Here is a 22,322-nt window from a genome sequence, read left to right on the forward strand (position 1 = left end):
CTACAAGAGGTTTTTTTCGCAAGCCCGGCAGGCTCGCGGGGACGGCTTAGTTAGAATCCTGCCAGCTAATCAGATTGGGCTTAGGGTCCAAGATCGACTGGTATTGCTCCTTATTGCCGTAAATTGCATTAGGGTCAAGCTTCTTGTAACGATAATATTTCTCAAGGCGATCGGACGGACGAGCCCAGCCCCAATGTTTCAGCCGGATTTGACAGGGAACCCCCCGCAGATTACCAAGATTCAAGGGTAGCCGACCACAATGCTGGGGGGTTTCTTGCCAAATATAATCATGGTTATCTTGGTAGCGCACCAGGAATGGTCGGGAATGCATATGTGCCTGCCAGTAATTGTCTTCACGATACTGTGTTTCATTCCACATATCATACAAACGAAAATGATAGATATCTGCCTGAGGATTGCGCAGCAGAAAAGGCATCATCTGGATAATTTGGTCTTCGAAGGTTTCGTCCGCATCCAAAATCAGTATCCAGTCTGGTTTTGTTGCTGCGGCCATATCCCATAGCTGCTTACGCAGCACAATTTCATTATGAAATCCCGCTGCGGTGTTTACCACAATCTGGTGCGGAGTATTGGCAAGACATCGTCGGCAAACCTCGACAGTATTGTCTGTACTGGCATCATCCAGAATGACTACTTGGTCGACATAGCTGGCCGCATGGGTAAGTACTTTTTCCAAATAACGATTTGCTTCATTACGTACTAACATAGCTAGAGTCAAGCGGGGCGACTGCCTACTTTCCTGATAGTCATATTTTTCTTTGTGAAGCATGAGTCCGGGTAGTTCCGATTCCCGGTACATATGGTATGGGGGATAATACGTGTCGGCATATAGTTCGAAGCCTAACACCGCAGCCCGTATACAAAAATGCCGGTCTTCACCGACTAAGTCCAAGTTGTCTATTTTGGCGAAAGAAATATCGGCAGCCAGCGCCTCTTTACTGAGCAAGGTGCAGGCCCCCAGACCACCTACCTTGTAGGTTCCGGGGCATTGTAACCTATTGATAAAGTCCTGTTGGCGTTTGGTGATTTCTTCTTCGCTCAATGGTTTTCCACCCTCGATTTCATGCAGGCGGTACTGACCCCCTAACCACACCTGCGGCAGCGGGATCAATTCTTTTTCCCATTGGGTCCAATAGACCTCGGAGACAAGGTCTTTGCCGAGACTAACAAGATGAGTTATGGTTTTTGGATGCAGAGCCAAGTCAGAATCGACGAGGAACAGATAGTCATATTGCTCTTCCCGGGCTAAATGGATGAAATAATCCTTATATTTTGCTACTTTCCACACAATATCTTCCTGCCAGTAATGTGTCTGCTCATTGCATCGATAAGCCTGGGAGCGTTCCGTACCTTGCAAAATAGTAACACCGGGATTGGCCGCTGCAAATTCCTGCAGATCAATACTTGGGGAATCATGGTCATCGATAAAGATAAATTCCAGCGTAAGACCCGTCTTATCCAGCGATTGCAAGCAAGCAAGGAACTCGGTCAGAATGGCGGGTTTTTGTTTAATGGGACTGGCAATCAAAACGCGTTTCATCGATAAATACCCCCTTCCAGAACTTGACTGGATCAGTTGGGAAGCAGCGCTGAACAACTGTTGAAATCAGCAGAAGATTTTGAAGCGCGCCAGCGATTAATGCCTGCTGCACCTTCGTTGAGTGACCGCCGGACATTTCCAGCAATCGGCTCTGGAGTACTAGCTCTTCCCCGCTTTGCGACAGCAGCGTGAACACAGCGGTGTCTAAACAATGTGCAGGAGATGCTGTTAACAAGCATTGCACATATGCGGTGCAGGCTGCGACAATCCGCGGGATGTCTTTTGCACTGGTTCTTTCAATGATTGCTAACAAAATAATAGCAATTGCCAGATCAAATCTGCCTGCTTGTGTTGCGCGCTGCAACAAACCCATCGTGATTTCGGGTGTAAGTCTGCTCAATATAGAGTTGCATAGGTGCAGACTAGACCTGTTACTCCACAGGGCTAGTAGCCGCGCCAGTGGATACAAGTCGACCGGCGTTTTAGATAATGCAGTTGTATAATTCTCGATAGCCTGATCGATTTTGCCTGCAAGAAAGTATACATCCCCTAAAAAAGAATGCAGTTGGCCAGGCTCTACCAAGTCTATGTTTTTTGATAATGCGGCCTCTAATACCTTGGCCGCCTCTGGAAATCGATTATGTTGCATAAGCCATACCCCGTATAGGCAGTATAAATCACCATTGTCAGGCAGGGTTTCTAGAGCACTGGAGAATAATGCTTCGGCGTGGGTATCGTCAGGCTCTGCTAATTTTGTTAGTAATAGCGCCATTAATACCTGGAGGATATAGCCTTCTTCACCACGCAGCAGGGTGAGAGTTTTTTGCAGTAATAAACCGGCCTGTTTAAAGTCTTTATGCTGCAAATACTCAATTGCAAGACTATAGTGCAAGAAAGGGTCCTGGGGGTTTTTCATCAGTGCCTTGCTAATGATAGTGGTATTCCGGTCAAATTTATGTTTTTCTTCTAATTCTTTTAGCAGATATCCATAATGGTGAATGGTATAGGGGGCAAAAACCAATCCATTGTGTACATTACAACTTTGAATACTACCGGCAACTTGTTCATGAATTGCTCCACTAAAGCGATATGCAGGCGCATTCTTAAATAAGCGGACCACATAGTCTTCTACGGTCTTATTGCCGCAATCCAGATAACTGGCAATCTGAAAATAATAGCCCTCTGCCGGTGAGTGTTCCATGTAGGCGAATAGGTCTTGGCGGGATAAGGGAGCTAGAACCTCATCAGCATCCAATACTAATATCCATTGCCCCTGTGCTTTGCTAATGGCATAATTACGAGCTGCAGAAAAGTCATCCACCCAGTGAAAGAAAAATACGGAGGCACCTAGTTCTGCTGCAATTTTTACGGTAGCATCCTCTGATCCCGTATCAACGACGATAATTTCATCGACAAGTTGCTGTACACTCTCAAGGCAGCGAGCCAGGCAATGTTCTTCGTTTTTTGTGATAAGGCATAAAGAGATTGAGATAGTGCCGTTCATTGGTATAATCCTCGCAGTGTAGAGAAGGTGTAGTCCAAACTTTGCCTTACACCTTGTTCTTTTACGCTAAGTTCGTGGATGACTAATGCTAACGACTCTGCATCATTGGCAAGAAGTCCTTTAATAGCAGCGATCACAGCGGCAAAGCGACGCTGCTTAGAAAAATCTTTTGTCCGGACCTGCAGACAACGATTACTCAGAGCGAGAAGAGTAGCAGTCGCTTGGGGATTGGCTAAGGGAATGGAGGCATTGTGACACAGCTTTTTATAAAGACAAAATACAGCTCGGAATACATCGCGATTGTCCGGCTTTTGCCAAAGGCTCCACATCTGTAGTCGTGCTTCTTCATAACGGTCTAAAAGCATAAGTGCGACGATTTCATCCACCGCTACTGTGGTTGATGGTTCTATCCCCTGCTGGCGCATTTGCAGAATTGATTGCAGTGCTCCAGCGATTTCGCCGCTATACAACTGGCAGGTAACCAATATCTCTAATTCGCGAGCGTCAGGAGCCACCTTGGGCTCTAAACATTGAACACCGATATCCGGAAATCCAGCTGTCCAGAAAAGTTCTGCCATTTTTCCCGCAACCTCGCTAACCTCAAGATAATCTTGTTCACGGAGAAAGCGTAACACCTCGAGCGCAGGCTGTTGCGTCAGTTTTAATAGAACCAGTGGATATAAAGGGTAGTAGTAATTTTGGCTGGTAGCCAAAGCCTGCTCATAATATTTTTCTGCCTCTTTTATTAAACTGAGCTTTTCTGAGCAATAGCCCAGATGATAGTAAGCCAGATAACTATCCGTTCCATCGGTATGAAAGAACGTCAGTGGCGGTGGGCCTAAGCGAATAGCCTCTTGAAACCATTTTATTGCAAGTGCATATTCACCCTGTAATTCAAAAAGAACTGCTCCATCAAAGAAGAGGTCGCAATACTCTGGATAATGTTCACTTTCCTCTAAACAAAGTCGGATTGCCTCATCAAGCTTGACGGACTGCTTATAACAGCTAATGAGGTGCCGGACTGCTGGAGTGCGAAACACTGTCTGTGCGGTAGCGAATTGCCTTAAAGCTACTTGAAAAGCGGCAATAGCGAGGTCCGTACAGCTTACTCCCAGCCATTCGGTGCCCAGATAATAATGCAAATAGGGGTCAGTGTTATTCAAGGCTATTGCAGTCTTTAACAGTCGGATATTTCGCCCTCGCCGGGTGCGGCGTTCAGAAGTGGAAACTGCCGTATGCCAAATTACGGGGTGACAAGTATAGCCCACAGTCGTGGGGTCATCTATGGACACGTATTCATGGACAGGGTTTGTAAAGCGGTAATTCCTCCGGAATAACCGCAGCACCATAAAACGGTCATATTCACGATACTCATTGCAAGTCTTTAGTGCGCAAAGCGGCAGGCAAAAAGCAGTATATTCTGATTGGTTTACTAATAAGTTCAGTGCCCCTGAGTCGATGCTTAGTTGTTCGTCGGCATCTAATGACAGTACCCAATCCCCGGTTGTTTGCTCGATGGCATAATTACGGGCTGCGGCGAAATCGTCATTCCACTGGTAGGAGTATATCTTTGTTGTATATTTTTGGGCAATATCCACCGTAGTATCAGATGACCCGGTATCGACAATCACGATTTCATCGACTGCGTCTTTGACACTTTCCAGACACTGAGCGAGACGCGTGTCTTCATTGCGAACAATCATCGCCAAAGAGATTTGCTGCAGTGTCATTGTTTCGCAGCCTCCTCCAGCAACTCGCGAAAAAGGGGCATATCAGGATACTTCCGGGCAGCCTCGAATAGCAGTTCCTGCCGCATCGCCTGGTACAATCGGATTAATTTAACGTAATACTGCGGCTGTTGTGGTGCTATCGATAGTGCACGTCGGTAGCATAGGCAAGCTTCTTCTGATTGATTACTTTGCCGTAGTATTTCCCCCATCAGGCACCAGGCATCTGCGTTGTCTGGATGTTCCTCCAAGTATAGCTCTGTATACAACTTTGCAGTATCCCAATATTCATAGTGCGCAAAAATTCGGGCTAAATCCAGGGCGTATTCTTTTTGTGTTGATTTTGCGACTTTTGCTAACAAACCTTCGGCAAGCTGTAACTCCTGCAGGTCGAGCGCACGCAAAACTATGTCCTTCACAAGTGACATCCCCTCCAACCCGAGGACCGCCGGGGGAGCAGAGCCACGCTTATACAAGGAATCCTTCAGCATGATGACAACTGCGCCCGTATCAGCAGACAAGCCAACAGCCAGGAAATTTTCACACAGTACGCGTACTTTTGTACGGTTTTTATTTAGCCAGAAGCAGAGTATCTCATTCATTCTTGCTAATGGGTATTGCGGATGATTGAGGGGGATGGCATCTAATAAACGCATTGCTTCAAGTATCCTTTTTTGCTGGATTAGACATATTGCTTTCAGCATGCTGGTGTAATCATCTATATCTGCAGGCTCAATTTTTTCAAAATAGTCAAGTGCCAAACGGTAGGCTCCTTCCGTAAAATACACTGTACCAATAAGACGTTTGGCATCCGTGGTGCAGAAATCACAAAGCTTCTCCATAGCCTGCTTGGTATACTCGGGATCTTTGCGGGGGTTTAAGATGCGAACAATGGCCGACAGAGTAATGGTAAACCCTGGATTATCCTGCAAGCTTAGAATGTAATAGCGCAAGGCTTCTTCTTCATTTCCAAACGCTTCTGCTAATCGGGCAATTTGATAATAGGCCCGAAATCCCCGACTACCGCTGAAAGGAGCATAGTAGGCTGGCTGTTCGGGCATTGAGAGCGCATTCTGGAAACAATCAAAGGCTCCGGCGTAATTTTTTTGCTCCAGATGGATTAAACCACCGTAATAATATAAGTCTGCATAATTGGGAAAGAACTTTAGGGCGAGTGAAATAGCCTCTAACGCGCGGTCATATTGCTGGGCCCCACAGTGAGCTAGTACAATATACCGTAGCAATTTGGGGTAGTAAATCGTACTCGGGTCGGTATTGTTCGCTGCCTTGGTGAGTTCTTCCGCAGCCTCGGTAAAGTTGTCTATTCGATACAACTCTACACCGTAGTGGTAACGCAGCGTGTTGTTATCCGGATCACTTTCCATTTGCTTTTTAATAATAGATAGGTTCCTGTTTTTTTTATCTTTCTCGATAATTTGCTGGGTTAAATAACCGTAATGACGAAGGACAATATTTTCGGCAATCTGGAATTTTGCCTGCCTGTTCTTTTCTAAAATGACGTCGACAATCTGTTCGTGAATGGTTCCCCGGAATCGATATTCCGGTTTGTTGCGAAACATGCGAAATACCAAATCCGGACAGGTTTCAATGCTTCCTTCCACGCCGATCAAGTTAATGATTTTTACAAAGTAACCATCGGTATCTGACTCTGCCACTTGACGTAGCGCTTGGGCGGTTCCAGGCTCCAAAGTCTCGTCGGCATCCAGAAAAAGGATCCAGTCGCCGGTAGCCAATTCTAAGGACACATTGCGGGCAGCGCTGAAATCATCTTGCCAGATATGAGCGATTACTTGAGCTCCGGCATGTTCGGCTACTTGTATTGTTTGATCTGATGATCCTGTATCTACAATGATGATTTCGTCGACGGCTCCGGCCACGCTGTGTAAACACCGCGCTAGGTTAATCTCTTCATTTTTTACGATCATACACAAGCTGATCTTGTTACTCATTGCATATACCCCATTATATTTTTTTACCAGTATATGCTTGGGGTATATTCCTCGTTCACTCAAGATAGATATGTACTTTACATAAAAAGGTAAAGAGCAGCACATAAATTGTTAATCAACATATTATAGGTTGAGTAGAGAAATCTACAGACAAATAGTGGAAAGGAGCGACTTCGGTATGCCCAATTTCAAGATTATCCAAGATGTGGCTGACCAGGCGCGAATAAAAATTTATGGATCGGAAAATGCTGCGCTAATAACGTCAAATGGAGGATACCTGTCTGTCACTGCTCCGGTCGGCGGCCTTAGTATTACCGCGCCAACAAATGGTCTTCTCGTTACTGCTTCAGCAAGCGGTCTGAGCGTGACCGGCCCTGTCAATGGCCTTATCGTTACGGCACCGGCGTCCGGTCTCAGTGTTACCGCGCCGACGAATGGTCTCCTCGTTACTGCTTCGGCAGAGGGCCTGAGCGTGACTGGGCCTGTCAATGGCCTTATTGTTACGGCACCGGCATCCGGCCTCAGTGTTACCGCGCCGACGAATGGTCTCCTAGTTACTGCTTCGGCTAACGGCTTGAGTGTGACAGGGCCTGCCAATGGCCTTATTGTTACGGCACCATCTTCCGGCCTCAGCGTAACACCACCAACCGGTGGCCTGTTGATTACTAGCTCAGGACTGGCGGTTGTTTCTACTCTGTCTACCACTGACGTAACGGAAGCCAAAACCGGTCTTGTTGATACGGCTGGCTCACCGTCCAACACGTATACAGTACTGGGAGTAGCAAGCTATTCTTTCGGTTTAGTCAACGAATCCACGTCTGCAGCCAATGCGCAAGCAACTGCTCAATTGCAGCTCAGCCCTGATGGGGTGGTCTGGTTTAACGACAGTTCAGTAGTCACCTTAAGCCCTAATTCCTCTAATGCGTTAGTTTCAGGTATTTTCCTCAAATATGCCAGGGTTTACTATGCAGCCGTTAATGCTGCCAGTGCTGTAGACCTCACCATCTTCTTCCAAGGACAATCGTCGTAATACACCGGTGTATACTATCAAGTGCCATGTTCTGTGAAATTTGTCTCCAACAAGTGGTTGGAGACAAATTTGTTACATAATAGAAAATGCAATTATTTATGTCTATTATGTAGGGCGGTAATAGGTACATTGATTTTAGATAAGAAAAAAGGGGGGGGAATAGGTGGGGGTGAAAACCATTAAACCTCCTGTTAAGAATATATCTACGATTAATGGCAGATGTTCGCACCGGCGATTGGCCAAAAGGATGTTATTCGCCGGACGAAAGAAGAAACACATATATCAATCGCTTCTTGGATTTGACATTACTGCTTTACCGTCGTTTCTGACCATTTTGAGCGGTACACTGAATGTTTTTTTGCTTGAGAATAGTTGCCCCCAAATAGAAAATATCATTGATGTTCATCAAGTACTTTCGCCGTGGTGTAAAAGAAAAGACTTACTTATTAAGGAGTTACCTGTGGCAAGCGCTTCTATTAGCAATATTAACTGTTCCTTTGTAAGTTTTGACATCACACCCCTTATCGTTGATTGGTATACAGGCGGCAGTGTAAATCTGGGGATACTATTGAAATTAAGAAACCAACAAAAGCCTGGTTTATTAGGTTTTTGTAGTAATAGATTTTTTAACTCGCGGTATTGGCCTTTCGTAGAAATCTCTTTTTTAGACCCGGTACCTGGTGAATGCTGCTATCAGACCCTAGACGCCGATGAAAGTGTCACCACGAGTAATATTGTTCAAACAACAGCTAGGATAAATGTTCAACGGTTTAATTACACCTATTACATCATCAACAGTGGTTTACATAGCGCTACTGTTTCCATGCAACTCAGTCCTGATGGCACAAACTGGATGACGGACGTGCCGCCGCAGGTTATTATCCCTGGAGGAATGTTGACCTTTGTCCCGAATGTAATAGCTAGATTTGCACGTCTAGCTTTTCAATCGGCCATGCCTAATCAGAATACCATTCTAGACATATGCGTAAGAGGTTGTTATGCATAAAGCAGTTTATATTTTAGGCTATAACTGTAATAAAAGAAGCAAGGCCTATCTCACTTGATAGGCCTTGCTTCTTTTACAACTGGTTTATAATGCTCTACTCAAATAGTTATCTAGATTCTTTCTACAATGGTTGCAACGCCTTGGCCGCCGCCGATGCAGAGTGTGGCCAAGCCTAATTTTTGGTTGTTGCGTTCCATTGCATGCAACAGAGTGACGAGAATACGTGCGCCGCTGGCACCGATCGGATGACCCAGCGCTATAGCACCGCCGTAAATATTTACTTTTTCCTGAGCGAAACCTAATTCTTTGCCCACGGCAAGGAATTGGGCCGCAAAAGCCTCATTGGCTTCAATAAGATCAATATCATTGATCGTTAACCCAGCTTTAGCCAATGCCTTTTGGGTTGCAGGGACTGGTCCGACTCCCATGATACTTGGGTCAACGCCGCCGGAGGCATAGGCGCGAATTCTCGCCAATGGTGTAATACCCAGCTCCCTGGCCTTGTCGCCAGACATGATCACTAGTGCGGCACCGCCGTCATTGATCCCGGAAGCGTTACCGGCAGTAACGGTACCATCCTTTTTGAAGGCCGGTTTTAATTTTCCCAAAGATTCGATGGTAGTTCCTGCCCGGGGATATTCGTCAGTGTCAACCACTACTTCGCCTTTTTTCGTCTTAATGATAACAGGCGTAATCTCTTTCTTAAAAACACCCTCAGCAATCGCTTTAACGGCTTTGCTTTGAGATTCAGCTGCCACTTGGTCTTGCTCCTGGCGGCTAATACCATATTTTTCGGCAACGTTTTCGGCAGTAATGCCCATATGATAGTCATTAAATGCACACCAAAGGCCATCTTGAATCATGACGTCGGTTATTTTGGAGTTCCCCATGCGGTAACCCCAACGAGCTTTGGCATCCAGTAGATACGGCGCATTTGTCATGCTTTCCATCCCACCGGCAACAATAATGTCAGCATCTCCGGCGAGAATGGCCTGAGCAGCCAAGTTAACTGTTTTTAAGCCGGAACCGCAAACTTTATTGATCGTGTAGGATGGTGTTTCGGCGGAAAGTCCGGCTTTAATAGCTGCCTGACGTGCCGGGTTTTGTCCCAGGCCAGCCTGCAGGACATTACCAAAGATAACTTCATCGATTGAATCTTTCGCAATACCGGCACGGGCAACAGCCTCGCTGATAACATGGGCTCCCAACTCGACTGCCGAAAACGGAGCCAATGAACCATTAAAACTACCAATTGCGGTGCGTACGGCACTAGCAATAACTACTTCTCTCATGTGTACTTACCTCCATTGAATATTAATTTTAGATATATTTGATTCTCCGATTAGAAGAAATGCAGGCCAACAATAAAAATCACACCGGAGAATATCAATGCGGTAACACAGTATCCCATAATGTCACGTACACCCAGTCCGGCTATAGCCAATGCCGGCAGTGCCCAGAACGGTTGGGCCATATTCATCCAGGCTTCGCCATAGGCAATGGCCATGGCGGCTTTACCCATGTCCGCTCCTAAGGCCTGGGCAGCAGGCATTACGAAAGGACCCTGTACAACCCAGTGTCCGCCACCGGAAGGTACGGCAAAGTTGATTAGCGCTGAGCTGAAAAATGCCATTATGGGGAACGTTTCTGCGGTAGCGACATTAACAAACCAATTCGTAATAATTCCGCCAAGGCCGGAATGTTCCATCATGATTTGAATACCGGCATAAAAAGGGAACTGAATCAGTATGCCAGCCGTTCCACGGGCGGCTGCGCTTATGGCCCGTGCATAAGCCATCGGGGTTTTATGCAGCAAAATGCCGACTGTCAGGAACATCAGGTTTACGGTATTGACGTTAAGATTGAACCCTTTTTGGGCAAAATACGCACCCAGATAGACAATGCCGAGCAGGCCAACAACCCAGGCCAGTATCCGGCTTTCTTCGATTTTCTCTGCCCACGTCGCATCAGGTCCTAATACTTTGGCAACAGAAACTTCTTCTTGCAACAGTGCCGGATCTATGGAAACAATTTCATGCTCTTTTGGCATCATCATCCGGGCAATTAGCGGCACTAAAATGACTAAGCCAACAGTGATGAAAATGTTATATGCAGTAAAGATGGTGTTGGATATAGGGATAAGTCCGACCATTTTTTCCATCGGGTTGCCGGCAGTAGCCGCCACCAGCGGAACAGAAGCGGAGAAGCCGCCATGCCAGGTTAAAAAGCCCATATAAGCAGTGGCTATTAATAACCGGTAATCTGATTTAGGAACACGGCGGGCCACTTCGCGCGCAAACATGGCACCTACCACCAAACCAAAGCCCCAGTTAATTACACAGGCTACTGCTGAACAAAAACCGACCAGCATAACGCCTTGGGCCGGAGTTTTGGCCACAGAAGCCAGGCGAGTCATGCCTTTTTTTACCGGACCGGAGCTGGCTAGCGCATGCCCGGTAACAAGGACAAGCGCCATTTGCATGGCAAATGCTAACAAATTCCAAAAGCCGTTGCCCCACATATTGACCATATCCATGGCCGAATGCGGCGTTATCGTGATACCCAGAACAAAGGTAATAATTGTAAGCAAGATGGCAAATACTAATGGGTCAGGCAAATACTTGTTGACTATATTGGTAAAAAAACGTGAAATAACTCCTACCATTGCTATATCTCCTCCTATGAAATGTTTTGCATCGGTTTAAGATCTGGGCTGATAATCAGGTTCGCCTCAGTACGGGCTTTAACAAACTCAACATCAACGCCGGCGGCGATTTCCTCGAACACAAGACCTTCTTTGGTCACGCGAAATACGCCAAGTTCAGTGACAATTAGATCAACTACACCTTTACCGGTTAGTGGGAGACGGCACTCTTTCAGGATTTTGGCCGAGCCGTCTTTTGCACAATGCTCCATGGCAATAATAACTTTTTTGGCTCCTGTTACTAAATCCATGGCTCCTCCCATACCGGGGACCATTTTACCGGGGACCATCCAGTTGGCCAAATTGCCTGACTGATCTACTTCCAGGCCACCTAACACGGTAACGTCAACATGGCCGCCGCGGATGAGCATAAACGACATCGCACTGTCAAACATGGCGGCCCCGGGAATAATGCCGCAAGGTTGACCACCGGCATTGACCAAATTTGCGTCTGCCGCTCCGGTTAAGGAACCTAACCCGACGAAACCATTCTCTGACTGCAGGGTTACATCAACACCGTCAGGTAGATAGTTGACTACCATTGTTGGCAAACCAATACCGAGGTTTACGACATTGCCGTTTTCCAGTTCCAAAGCGACCCGTCTTGCGATTATCTCTTTCGCGTTCATACTAGCAACCTCCTAAATAAACAATCTTGTTTACGACTACGCCAGGGGTCATTACGTCGTCAGGGTTTATTTCTCCCACTTCAACCAGTTCATCTACTTCCGCAATGACTAAGTCGGCAGCCATGGCCATTAACGGATTGAAATTGCGGGCCGATTTATCATAGACAAGATTGCCTGCTTTATCTGCTTTTTTCGCTCTAATCAAAGCGATATCAGCCCGGAGTGGTGTTTCTAAAAGATAGTCGACGCCATCAACGCACAGCTTTTGTTTACCCTCTTCTACAACAGTACCTACTCCGGTTGGTGTAAGTACACCGCCCAAACCGGCACCACCGCAACGAATTCTTTCCGCTAAAGTGCCTTGTGGCACTAATTCAACAGCCATTTCTTGCGCAATCATCTGTTTGCCGGTTTCCGGATTTGTGCCGATATGAGAAGCAATTACTTTTTTAACCTGACGATTAACAACAAGACGGCCTACACCCTTGTCTGGAAAGCCAGTATCATTGGCAATCAGTGTAAGGTTTTGAACTTTTTGATCCATGATTGCCTTAATGAGGGCTTCCGGTGTGCCGACAGCCAAAAAACCGCCCACCATGATCGTCATTCCGTCTTTCAAATATTCGGTGATTTGCTGAATACTTGCTTGTTTGTTTGTCATACTCAACCTCCTGATAAATTGAAATTCATTTGATTTAGTGCAACCTGTCTTGCCTTGCTGTTTCCAAGATTCGACCCGGAACGACAAGATTCTCAAACTGTTACTATGCTATTGCAAAATCCGTGCCAAAAAGAAAAAAGCCCTGTCGAAAAATCGAAAGGGCTTGTGAATACTTATAAATACTAGATTGAAGAATTGCTCTATCCAGACAACTCTAAAAATAATGAACTAATTTATTTATTGATGGTGTGCATTTTCTTGCGCAGTGAGCATTTTTTTTCACACTTATTCAATCTCATATTCCTGAATCTTATATAAAATAGAACGTCTGCTCATCCCTAACTCTTTGGCCGTTTTTACCTTATTACCCTGATTACGCTGCAGCGCTTCCTTGATGAGCATACACTCCACTTTCTTGATCATCTCTTTTAGGGTTTTTCCTTCAGGTTTTTCAAACCCAAACGAGCTCATCAGGTCACTTTCATTGCTGTACTTGAGATTATCAGGTAAATCTTCCGGAAAAATCCGGCTGCCGGTACTCATAATAACAGCACGTTCTACTACATTAGCCAACTCACGCACATTGCCCGGCCAGTTGTAGTTTTCCAACAGTTTCAAAACATCTGGATCAAACCCCATAATATCCTTCTCGTTTTCCGCTGTGAATTTCTGCAAAAAGTAGCCGGCTAATAGCTCAATGTCTTCACGGCGTTCCCGTAGCGGCGGCGCTGACAGGGACACAACATTTAAACGATAATACAGATCCTGCCGGAAGGTGCCCTGTTTGACCATTTCTTCCAAGTTACGATTGGTTGCTGCCAGCACCCTGATATCGGTTTTAATGGTTGTATTGCCGCCTACCCGTTCAAATTCCCGTTCTTGTAGTACCCTTAAGAGCTTGACCTGCAGATTTGGCGAAATCTCACCGATTTCATCCAGGAATAACGTCCCATGATCGGCTTGCTCAAACCGTCCTGGGCGGCGCATAATGGCACCGGTAAACGCTCCCTTCTCATGGCCAAACAGTTCACTGTCCAGAAGACCTTCCGGCAGAGCCCCGCAGTTGATTTTTATAAAGGGACCGCTGTTCCGTTTACTATTGTAATGGATGGTATTGGCAATCAGCTCTTTGCCTGTACCGCTCTCACCGGTAATCAGCACACTGGCATTACTCTGGGCGATTTTAGCTATATTTTGGCATAAGTCCTGCATTTTTGGACTGTTGGTTATAATTTTGTCTAACCGGTAGCTATCAATCAACTGCTGGTTTAAAACATAGATTTTTTCAGTCATCTTTTGTAATTGAATGGCGCGGTTAGTCAATAATTTGACTTCTTCAATATCAAAAGGTTTAATAACATAATCAAAGGCACCTAATTTGATGGCTTCTACTGCCGTTTCCACCGCGGCATAGGCCGTCATCAAAATAACAGTTACATTCTGGCTCAGTTTCCGCATCTCTTTAAAGGCTGTTATACCGTCAATGTTAGGCATGCGTATATCCATAATAATTAGATCAGGCTGCAACGTCTTGAACTTGCTTAAAGCCTCTTCGCCGCTCTCAGCGCACACCACTTGATAGCCTTCGCGTTTTAAAACAGCTGACAATAATTTGCGCACACTGTCTTCATCATCAACAACCATAACCGTATAGTTGTTATTCATCAGCTTCGCCTCCCTGATGTGTAACAGGAAATTGTAGGGTAACAGCAGTGCCGCACCCGATCTCACTTTGGATATCGACCCGTCCATAGTGGGCATTAATAATCCGCTGTACCACCGCTAACCCCAAGCCGGTTCCGGTGGCTTTGGTAGTAAAAAAGGGATCAAACACCTTGCTCAAATCTGCCGGGTTAATGCCATTGCCGGTATCTGTTATCTTTACATGTACAAAACCACTGTACTCCTGCCAGGTCTTAATCTCAAGTATTCCCTGGTCTGGAATCGCTTGCACAGCATTAATAAATAGATTGAGCAAAACCTGTTTTAGCTGCTCGGCATCTCCCTTAATTTGCGGGATTGTTTCATCAAGCTGCAGCCTAAACTCCAATTTATGTTTGGTACCAGTGTTTTTAACCAATACCAGCGTTTCCTCGATCAAGCCATTGATATCCACTAGGCTATAATTGGTTTTACAGGGGCGGGCAAAATATAAGAGTGTCTCAATAACACGATTTACCCGGTCTACTTCTTTAATGATCACAGGCATGTATTCTTTTCTTTCTGCTTCATTGTCTGTGCCTTGTAAATATTGTACAAACCCTTTTATGGCAGTGAGCGGGTTGCGTATTTCATGGGCAACACCGGCCATTAATTCACCCAAGGACGCTAACCGCTCGGCTCTCAGCATCTGTGCCTGCAGGCGATGCTGTTCTGTCAAATCTTTGAATACGACAACTGCACCGATGATCTTATCGGTACTGTCTTTCAAGCGGCTGGTACTGATACTGATGTAAATATCTCCATTTTTAACCGGATAATCCATCTCTATTCCGATATAGTTTGTTCCTGTTGCCAAGGTATCTAACAGCAAACTATTAAAATGCCGGCCTTCACAAAAGATTTCTTTATAAGGCTTATCTACAATTTCTGAGCAAATAAAGCCTGTTAAGGCTTCAGCAGACTTATTGGCACTTGTTATATTGCCGTCAATATCAACAGTAATAACACCATCGGCAATACTGTGCATAATATTCTCGTTTAACGTCTGGGCATTGAGCAAGGAACGCGCCATATGATTGATAGCATCACTAATCTGTCCCATTTCCCCCTCCATGGGATTGATCCGGTGGCGCAAATCAAATCTTAGCTGTTCCAGACCATTTTTAATGGTCTCCACATTATGGATAAAACCCCTGATCATCCAGAAGATCAACAGCAAACTGACAATAATTCCGATGCTCACAGATAGGTAGATGTTGTAGTCCATGGACGCCATTTGGGCATGGATGTCATCTGTCAGCTCATTCGCCCAGATATATCCAACAACCTCGCCATGACGCACAACAGGAACCATGGCGTTCATAATATCTCCCCTGACCATCGGCGCAAATTCGACCAGTCGTTCGCTTGTACTCATAACTTTACGGCCAGGATGAGTGGGACCTATGGTAATGCCCACCTTATCCGCGTAATTATTACTAGGGCCATAGGTAATAATTGCGTCAAGTTCCTTACTATAATATCCGGCCCCAACCCCGGGATAAGCATTGGTCAAGGTATCTGTGTAATTTTTTAAGGCCTCATTCAAAACTTTTATCTGGGTCGCACGATCGGCATTGCGTGCGTTTTTTGCCGTCAATATTTCATTGTATCCTTCGCCAAGGTAGTTATCTAACAATAAAGCAATGCCAAATAATTTAGTCTGTTTCTCCACAAGTAAGGCTTCTTGTGTTTCCAGCTTGATTACATATCCGGTCAGGAGTATCGGAATACTTACAATGATCAAAGTAAACAAAATCATCTTATTGCGTAATGTTTGGGGCACTAAACGTTTCATAAGCCGTCTCCTTTAGTTTAATTATCACGGAACCGGGCAAGCGGCATGGACAGGGTTCAACGGAATTTTGCTGTAAAAAAAGACTCTCTGGTTGAGAGCCCCCATATCTACGCGCAAATTTTTTGATTGACCTAGTCGAAGGAACTCCCGGCAACCGCCAAGGAAATACATTTTTCGAACCAATTCGATATTCATTCTGCTTTTAGCATGTCTGATTATAATACTATCTTATCTGCGTTAAACTGTAAATAAGCGATCGCCTGGGACATTTGGCCATGCCTTTGAACTAAACTCCCTAAGTTACCTTACGTCACCTTATTCTAACCTATGCATATTATGTAATAGAGCGACACAAGCAAAGGAGGGCCTATATGTCAAAGGATTGTTGGGAAGACCCCGCAGCTTTTAGTGGTGACGTATGTATGCTCAGCGAAGAGGCGATACATCTAAGGGACTGTCTCTTTCTGCTTTGGTCACAGCATGTTTATTGGACGAGAATGGTTATCATGGGTATTGCATTTGATTTGCCCGATTTGGAGCCGACTACAAATCGTCTTCTCCGTAACGCATCTGATTTTGCGAGGTTATTTTGCCGCTTTTACGGAAATGAAATTGCATCCGAGTTTGGCCGCCTAATGAAAGACCATCTAGTTATAGCTGCAGAACTTGTTCAGGCGGCAAAGGCTGGTAATACTAAGGCTGCGGCAGATGCAGAGAAGAGATGGTATGCCAACGGGGATGAAATCGTATGCTTCTTAAACCATATTAATCCATATTGGTCGGTCAAACATATGCGGGCTATGTGGTTCAAACACTCGGAATTAACAAAAGCGGAGGCTGTCGCCACACTTACTAAGAAGTACACTAGAAGTATTGAGATATTTAACCAGGTAGAGAAAGAGGCCTTGATGATGGCGAATGATTTTGCTAACGGCATTATCTGCCAATTTTCTCTGTAAAAGTTCCATGACCGTCCCCTTGTCTTTCACGGGAAGCATCGCATACCGGCGTATATCCATAACCCCCCCCTAATGGCGCAAGGTATGTTATAATGTGTAAAAATGGAGATGGAGAAATCCTGGGCGTAAAGAACACCCGCAACCTACCTATTTGAGTAAGTTACGGGTTTTTTACTTATAAGCTATAATTAAGATTATTATCTGCGGTTTGCCTGGTTGCGACAGTAATCGAGTTACTGTCGCAACCAGGCAAACCGGATAAATTGGACAACGATAGGCTGGTACGGTATTAATGACAAAGCTCTTTTTTAATTGCGCTACTATAGTTGTCCGGCAAGTTCGGAATTAAAATTAAAGAAAACTCGGAGTGATAATATATGTCGATGGAAGCAGAAACAAGATACTCAGTCCCCTTTTCCCCCCTCGAAGAGCGCATTGCCCAGGAAGCACCTTATCTGACTATGGCATTAGCAGAGTTGCGGACTGGGATGGGATCGGACGATTTTGAGAAGTACATTAATTCACTGATTTCGTTGCGAAAAATAGACGACCAGCTGCTAATAATTACAAGAAGAGAAATGTACAGATCGATACTGATTAGCCGTTTTTTGCCAGTAATAAAACAAAGTTTTAAAGTGAAGTTTGTTAGAATCGTAAACCAATAATTTTTTGTTTATCAGCAACATATTGTTGGAGATTCTTATATTTGTAAAATGTCGTTGAGCAAAAACCCCCTAATGTAGAACTAAATTCTACATTAGGGGGGGAGGGTTATAGTGCCTGGGTTCGAACAATAGTCCAATCGTGATCACCGGTTCTTTCCAGAAATACATTGAAGAGTTTGCCGGTATCATGTTTGATTACTTCAACAACTGCTTTATTGCTTGTTCGGGACAGCAGGGTAAAAGAATCCATATAACGGTTAAAACCATACAGAGCGGCAGTATCTTTTACAACGTCAATAGGGTTGCTAAGATTATAGGCATAGTCAGTGCGATCATAATCACTACGATAATAAATGCGCCCATCCTGATACCACGCCTGGTTTTCATCAGCACCTGGCCAGCTATTCAGATGCTCATGCCAACCCCGGCCTGGCGGCCCATTCCTGTCATCATTCCGGTTTTTCTCTGCGACAACTTTCTTTACCGGTTTTTGCGTATTCTTATCCAGTTGTGTCATATAGTTAATAGCTGGGGAAGGGGGGACTGAGGGACTTTCAGCAGCAAAGGCCTTCGCAACCGGGATACCTGGTAAAACAGCACCTGTCATAATGGCTGCGCCGGCCAGAGCGGCAGCATAACGTTTATATTTACGACGAAGATGGAGGCTCAGTTGCTTGCGTTTGGCTGATTTTCGTTCCAATTTTTTATCCCTCCTTATTTTTATTGTTAGTGTCCCATGTTTTCACTATCATAATTCCTGGTATATAGCAGCAAGAACGCAAATTCACGCCAGCCGTGGCTGAATGCGCAAAAAAAAGTTAAGTTACTTGAACAATTGCGGACACTAAATTCCATAAATAGACGTTGCAGGGAAATCAGCTTTAAAAGTCTAATATAGTAGAAAAAAGTGGTTTGAGGTGAGGACATGAACATTGGTTTTACCGATATAATCTGGATTGTTTTCCTGATATTTACCGTTTTACCTATGCTTCAGCAAAGAAGCATTGCAGTGCGGCGGTTAAGTCTCCTGCGGAAAATTGAGGAAAAGCGTCAGTCACGTGTTATCAGCCTGATACACCGGCAGGAAGCAATCAGCCTCCTCGGTATTCCCATCAGCCGGTACATTAATGTTGAAGACTCTGAGCATATCCTTCGCGCGATTCGGCTAACGCCGGACGACATGCCTATCGATCTAATACTGCATACTCCCGGCGGCCTAGTTCTGGCTTCAGAGCAAATCGCCAGAGCGTTGCAACAGCATCAGGCTAAAGTGACTGTTTTTGTACCGCATTATGCGATGTCCGGGGGAACCATGATATCGCTGGCGGCAGATGAAATCATCCTCGACCCTAATGCCGTTTTAGGGCCGGTCGACCCGCAACTGGGTCAGTATCCTGCGGCGTCTATTTTAAAAGTTGTTCAACAAAAAAATATTAACCGCATTGATGACAACACCTTGATATTGGCCGATATGGCAGAAAAAGCTGTCCGTCAGGTTCAAGAGTTTGTTGAAACCCTGTTGCTGGACAAGATGTCAGCCGAAAAAGCCAAAGAACTTGCCAAGACTCTTGCTGAAGGCCGTTGGACCCACGATTATCCAATTACCTGTGAAAAATTACGGGAAATGGAGCTTCCCTCCATATGTAATGAAATGCCTTTGGAGGTATATGAACTTATGGAGCTATATCCTCAGCCTGCCCAACAGCGACCGTCTGTACAATACATTCCGCTCCCTTATGATAATAGTAAAAAATCACCCAGATAGGGAAGTTTATATTGCCGTAACACAATTTTTATAGTAACATAATTATGCTATAGCCAGCTAAAGATAGATGATACTCTTGGGGTCATACTGTCGAACGGCTATTTATTCAAAGGTAAGTAAATCATTTTCTTTTTCCGCTTGGATCCTAAATGGACTTAGACGGGTGATACTTCAACAGGTGTAGTATGCCTTCTTGTCTGTATTAGTGCGGACAAGAAGGTTTTTTATTTACCCTCATCATGTTGGGAGGGTGCGATATGACTAAAGTAGTTGAAAGTGTTGCTGAAATGCGAGCCTTAGTTACTGATGCCAGGAAGACAGGGAAAAGTATTGGTTTTGTTCCTACCATGGGCGCACTTCATGAAGGGCACCTGGTACTCATGAGAGAAGCAAAAAAAATATGTGATGTAGTGGTTGTCAGCATCTTTGTAAATCCAACACAATTCGGGCCGAACGAAGATTTTGACGCCTACCCGCGAACCTGGACAGAAGATTTGGCTGCCTGTCGCTCAGTTGGGGTCGACGCAGTATTTCATCCCCTGGCGCGGGAACTGTATCCGGAGGGCTGGGGAACCTGGGTGGAAGTAGCGGGAGTAACGGATAAGCTATGTGGCAAATCGCGGCCAACTCACTTTCGTGGTGTGGCTACGGTGGTAACAAAGTTGTTTAACATAGTACAGCCGGATAAAGCCTTTTTTGGTCAAAAGGATGCTCAACAAGTGATTGTACTTAAAAAGATGGTTCGTGACCTAAATATGTTTAGTGAGATCGTAATGGTACCAATTGTCCGGGATGCGGACGGTTTGGCTAAAAGCTCGCGCAATGCGTACTTGAGCCAGGAACAGCGCCAGGCCGCATTAGTTCTCAGTCAGAGTCTGTGTAAAGCCAGAGAAATGGCTAATTCAGGCGAACGCGATATCAAGGCAATAAAGGCAGCTGTTATGAACCACATACAGTCGGTTTCCCTGGCAAACGTGGACTATGTAGAAATCTATTCCTTTCCGGGGTTGGCAGAAATGGACATTCTGGATCAGGACGCACTCCTCGCGATTGCTGTCAGATTCGGATCTACCAGGCTGATTGATAACGTTATATTGACACCCAAAAGTACTTAGGAGGCGACATATGTTTCTTACGATGATGAAATCCAAAATTCACCGTGCAACTGTCACCGAGGCTAATCTGAACTATGTGGGGAGTATAACCATTGATGCGGCCTTAATGCGTGCTGCACATATTCTTCCAGGAGAAAAGGTACAAGTTGTTAACAATAATAATGGAGCTAGATTGGAGACATATACAATCGCCGGTGAGGAAAACTCTGGAATCATTTGTCTGAATGGAGCTGCTGCCAGGCTAGTACAACCAGGCGATACTGTGATTATTATTACTTACGCGTTGTTAAGCGCACAGGAAGCAGAGCAAATAAAACCCATTGTTGTGATGGTTGATCAGCATAATCGCATAGTTGAATATAAGGATTGTGAACTCCATGGGCAAGTTAGCTAGGGCCTCACAAATCGTTACAAAATATGTATCATTGTGGGTTATCATCGGTGCTTTAGCCGCATTTTGTTATCCGATGGCATTTAAGCCACTCGCGAAAGAGATCCCTTATTTGCTTGCCATGATCATGCTGGGGATGGGCTTAACCATGACACCGGACGAATTTAAGCTTGTAATGAAAAGACCGAAAGACATATTTTATGGTATAGCGCTGCGGTACCTTATTATGCCTGTTGTAGCATGGTGTGTGGCTAAGGCGTTAGCATTACCGCCAGAATTAGCGGCAGGCCTAATCCTGGTTGGCTGCTGTCCAAGCGGTACAGCTTCTAACGTTATGACATTTATCGCCAGGGGAGACACGGCTCTCTCTGTTTCGGTCTCCAGTCTAAACACGTTACTGGCGCCGGTTTTAACCCCGGCTATTTTTCTCATACTGGGTGGAGCTATTATTCCTGTGAATACATCTGCGCTGTTTATGGATATTATTAAAATAATCGTTCTACCCATCATAGCAGGCGTATCGCTTCGGCTAACGGCAGGTAAATATGTAACGTATTTTCAGCCTGTCATTCCTGCCATCTCCGTGATATTGATTGTCATCACCATCGGCGTAGTTGTTGCACTAAATGCTGCTAAAATAAGCACTGTGGCGTTTATTGCGCTACTAGCTGTCATAATTCACAATCTGCTTGGTTTGGGCTTGGGCTATAGCTCATCCCGCGCTTTGGGGCTGAGTGAGCCAAAGTCCAGAGCGATCGCTTTTGAAATTGGGGTAGAAAACTCGGGGCTTGCCGCAGCTCTGGCATTAGCTCACTTAGACCCTATTGCCGCCATTCCGGGAGCAATTTTTAGCGTTTGGCATAATCTGAGCGGAAGTATTCTGGCTGCTTATTGGGTGAAGAAAGATCTATCCAGATCAAATACTACTAGTGTATATGTTGAAGTGATGTCCCAATAAGGGGAACATTGATCATGCAAAAAGAAGAGTCCGATTACGGAGGCCACTGAAAAAGTCCCTTTAATACTTAAAAAGGTATAGACCCTCAAGAAAACTGAGGAGGCTGTACCTTTTTTCCTGTATAATAAAGGTATTAAAGGGAGCAGGTGAGTCAAATGATTCAACAACAACAATCTAT

General features: G+C 45.1%; 19 protein-coding genes. 8 read left to right on the forward strand and 11 right to left on the reverse strand.

Going from position 1 to position 22,322, the window contains the following annotated elements; genetic code table 11:
• Positions 1–46: 46 nt before the first annotated feature.
• From VN447_RS18670 to VN447_RS18685, 4 genes are read right to left on the reverse strand one after another with little or no spacing between them, the layout of a single operon-like run.
• Positions 47–1,561 (reverse strand): glycosyltransferase, encoded by a 1,515-nt coding sequence (locus tag VN447_RS18670; protein WP_325527107.1) that lies wholly within the window; start codon positions 1,559–1,561, stop codon positions 47–49.
• Positions 1,530–3,065 carry a glycosyltransferase gene (locus VN447_RS18675; RefSeq protein WP_325527109.1) on the reverse strand — a complete coding sequence of 512 codons (1,536 nt, stop codon included), beginning with the start codon at positions 3,063–3,065 and terminating at the stop codon, positions 1,530–1,532. The genes VN447_RS18670 and VN447_RS18675 overlap by 32 nt, the downstream gene beginning before the upstream one ends.
• Entirely contained in the window at positions 3,062–4,795 is a 1,734-nt protein-coding gene (locus tag VN447_RS18680) for a tetratricopeptide repeat-containing glycosyltransferase family 2 protein (RefSeq protein WP_325527112.1), read from the reverse strand. The genes VN447_RS18675 and VN447_RS18680 overlap by 4 nt, the downstream gene beginning before the upstream one ends.
• Complete coding sequence (locus VN447_RS18685) at positions 4,792–6,762, reverse strand: glycosyltransferase (RefSeq protein ID WP_325527114.1); 1,971 nt, start codon at positions 6,760–6,762, stop codon at positions 4,792–4,794. Before VN447_RS18685 ends, VN447_RS18680 begins: the two co-directional genes overlap by 4 nt.
• Positions 6,763–6,940: 178 nt before the next feature.
• Here VN447_RS18685 and VN447_RS18690 point away from each other — a divergent pair, with 178 nt between their 5' ends.
• Both VN447_RS18690 and VN447_RS18695 read left to right on the forward strand, forming a co-directional pair.
• Positions 6,941–7,792: a DUF6385 domain-containing protein gene (locus VN447_RS18690; protein ID WP_325527116.1), complete on the forward strand. Its 852-nt coding sequence runs from the start codon at positions 6,941–6,943 to the stop codon at positions 7,790–7,792.
• 163 nt (positions 7,793–7,955) lie between these two features.
• Positions 7,956–8,798, forward strand: coding sequence for a DUF6385 domain-containing protein (locus tag VN447_RS18695; RefSeq protein WP_325527118.1), 843 nt, complete (start codon positions 7,956–7,958; stop codon positions 8,796–8,798).
• A 110-nt stretch (positions 8,799–8,908) separates the two neighbouring features.
• Here VN447_RS18695 and VN447_RS18700 read toward each other — a convergent pair whose 3' ends face one another.
• The 6 genes from VN447_RS18700 to atoS all read right to left on the reverse strand — a co-directional run bounded on the left by VN447_RS18700 (position 8,909) and on the right by atoS (position 16,291).
• Positions 8,909–10,090 carry an acetyl-CoA C-acetyltransferase gene (locus VN447_RS18700; protein ID WP_325527120.1) on the reverse strand — a complete coding sequence of 394 codons (1,182 nt, stop codon included), beginning with the start codon at positions 10,088–10,090 and terminating at the stop codon, positions 8,909–8,911.
• A gap of 50 nt (positions 10,091–10,140) precedes the next feature.
• Entirely contained in the window at positions 10,141–11,463 is a 1,323-nt protein-coding gene (locus VN447_RS18705; protein WP_325527122.1) for a TIGR00366 family protein, read from the reverse strand.
• Between the two features lie 14 nt (positions 11,464–11,477).
• Positions 11,478–12,131 (reverse strand): 3-oxoacid CoA-transferase subunit B, encoded by a 654-nt coding sequence (locus VN447_RS18710; RefSeq protein WP_325527124.1) that lies wholly within the window; start codon positions 12,129–12,131, stop codon positions 11,478–11,480.
• A gap of 1 nt (position 12,132) precedes the next feature.
• A complete protein-coding gene (gene atoD / locus VN447_RS18715; RefSeq protein ID WP_325527126.1) occupies positions 12,133–12,792 on the reverse strand; it encodes an acetate CoA-transferase subunit alpha in 660 nt (219 codons plus the stop codon).
• 285 nt (positions 12,793–13,077) lie between these two features.
• Positions 13,078–14,457: a sigma 54-interacting transcriptional regulator gene (locus VN447_RS18720; protein ID WP_325527128.1), complete on the reverse strand. Its 1,380-nt coding sequence runs from the start codon at positions 14,455–14,457 to the stop codon at positions 13,078–13,080.
• Complete coding sequence (atoS, locus tag VN447_RS18725) at positions 14,450–16,291, reverse strand: two-component system sensor histidine kinase AtoS (protein WP_325527130.1); 1,842 nt, start codon at positions 16,289–16,291, stop codon at positions 14,450–14,452. Before atoS ends, VN447_RS18720 begins: the two co-directional genes overlap by 8 nt.
• Positions 16,292–16,662: 371 nt before the next feature.
• Between atoS and VN447_RS18730 the strand changes: the two genes are divergently transcribed.
• Positions 16,663–17,250, forward strand: coding sequence for a hypothetical protein (locus VN447_RS18730; RefSeq protein ID WP_325527132.1), 588 nt, complete (start codon positions 16,663–16,665; stop codon positions 17,248–17,250).
• A gap of 377 nt (positions 17,251–17,627) precedes the next feature.
• A complete protein-coding gene (locus VN447_RS18735) occupies positions 17,628–17,915 on the forward strand; it encodes a hypothetical protein (protein WP_325527134.1) in 288 nt (95 codons plus the stop codon).
• Between the two features lie 106 nt (positions 17,916–18,021).
• On the opposite strand, the gene VN447_RS18740 is transcribed toward VN447_RS18735, so the two are convergent.
• Entirely contained in the window at positions 18,022–18,615 is a 594-nt protein-coding gene (locus VN447_RS18740) for a hypothetical protein (RefSeq protein WP_325527136.1), read from the reverse strand.
• A 225-nt stretch (positions 18,616–18,840) separates the two neighbouring features.
• Here VN447_RS18740 and VN447_RS18745 point away from each other — a divergent pair, with 225 nt between their 5' ends.
• The 4 genes from VN447_RS18745 to VN447_RS18760 all read left to right on the forward strand — a co-directional run bounded on the left by VN447_RS18745 (position 18,841) and on the right by VN447_RS18760 (position 22,144).
• Positions 18,841–19,680, forward strand: a complete 840-nt coding sequence (locus tag VN447_RS18745) for an SDH family Clp fold serine proteinase (RefSeq protein WP_325527138.1) — start codon at positions 18,841–18,843, stop codon at positions 19,678–19,680.
• A 257-nt stretch (positions 19,681–19,937) separates the two neighbouring features.
• Entirely contained in the window at positions 19,938–20,795 is an 858-nt protein-coding gene (gene panC, locus VN447_RS18750) for a pantoate--beta-alanine ligase (protein WP_325527140.1), read from the forward strand.
• A gap of 10 nt (positions 20,796–20,805) precedes the next feature.
• Positions 20,806–21,189 carry an aspartate 1-decarboxylase gene (gene panD / locus VN447_RS18755; protein WP_325527142.1) on the forward strand — a complete coding sequence of 128 codons (384 nt, stop codon included), beginning with the start codon at positions 20,806–20,808 and terminating at the stop codon, positions 21,187–21,189.
• The gene (locus VN447_RS18760) at positions 21,173–22,144 is read left to right on the forward strand and encodes a bile acid:sodium symporter family protein (RefSeq protein WP_325527144.1); all 972 of its coding nucleotides are present in this window, start codon (positions 21,173–21,175) and stop codon (positions 22,142–22,144) included. The genes panD and VN447_RS18760 overlap by 17 nt, the downstream gene beginning before the upstream one ends.
• Positions 22,145–22,322: the final 178 nt, after the last annotated feature.

It is taken from the genome of Sporomusa sp. (assembly GCF_035561155.1).
Lineage (GTDB): Bacteria > Bacillota > Negativicutes > Sporomusales > Sporomusaceae > Sporomusa.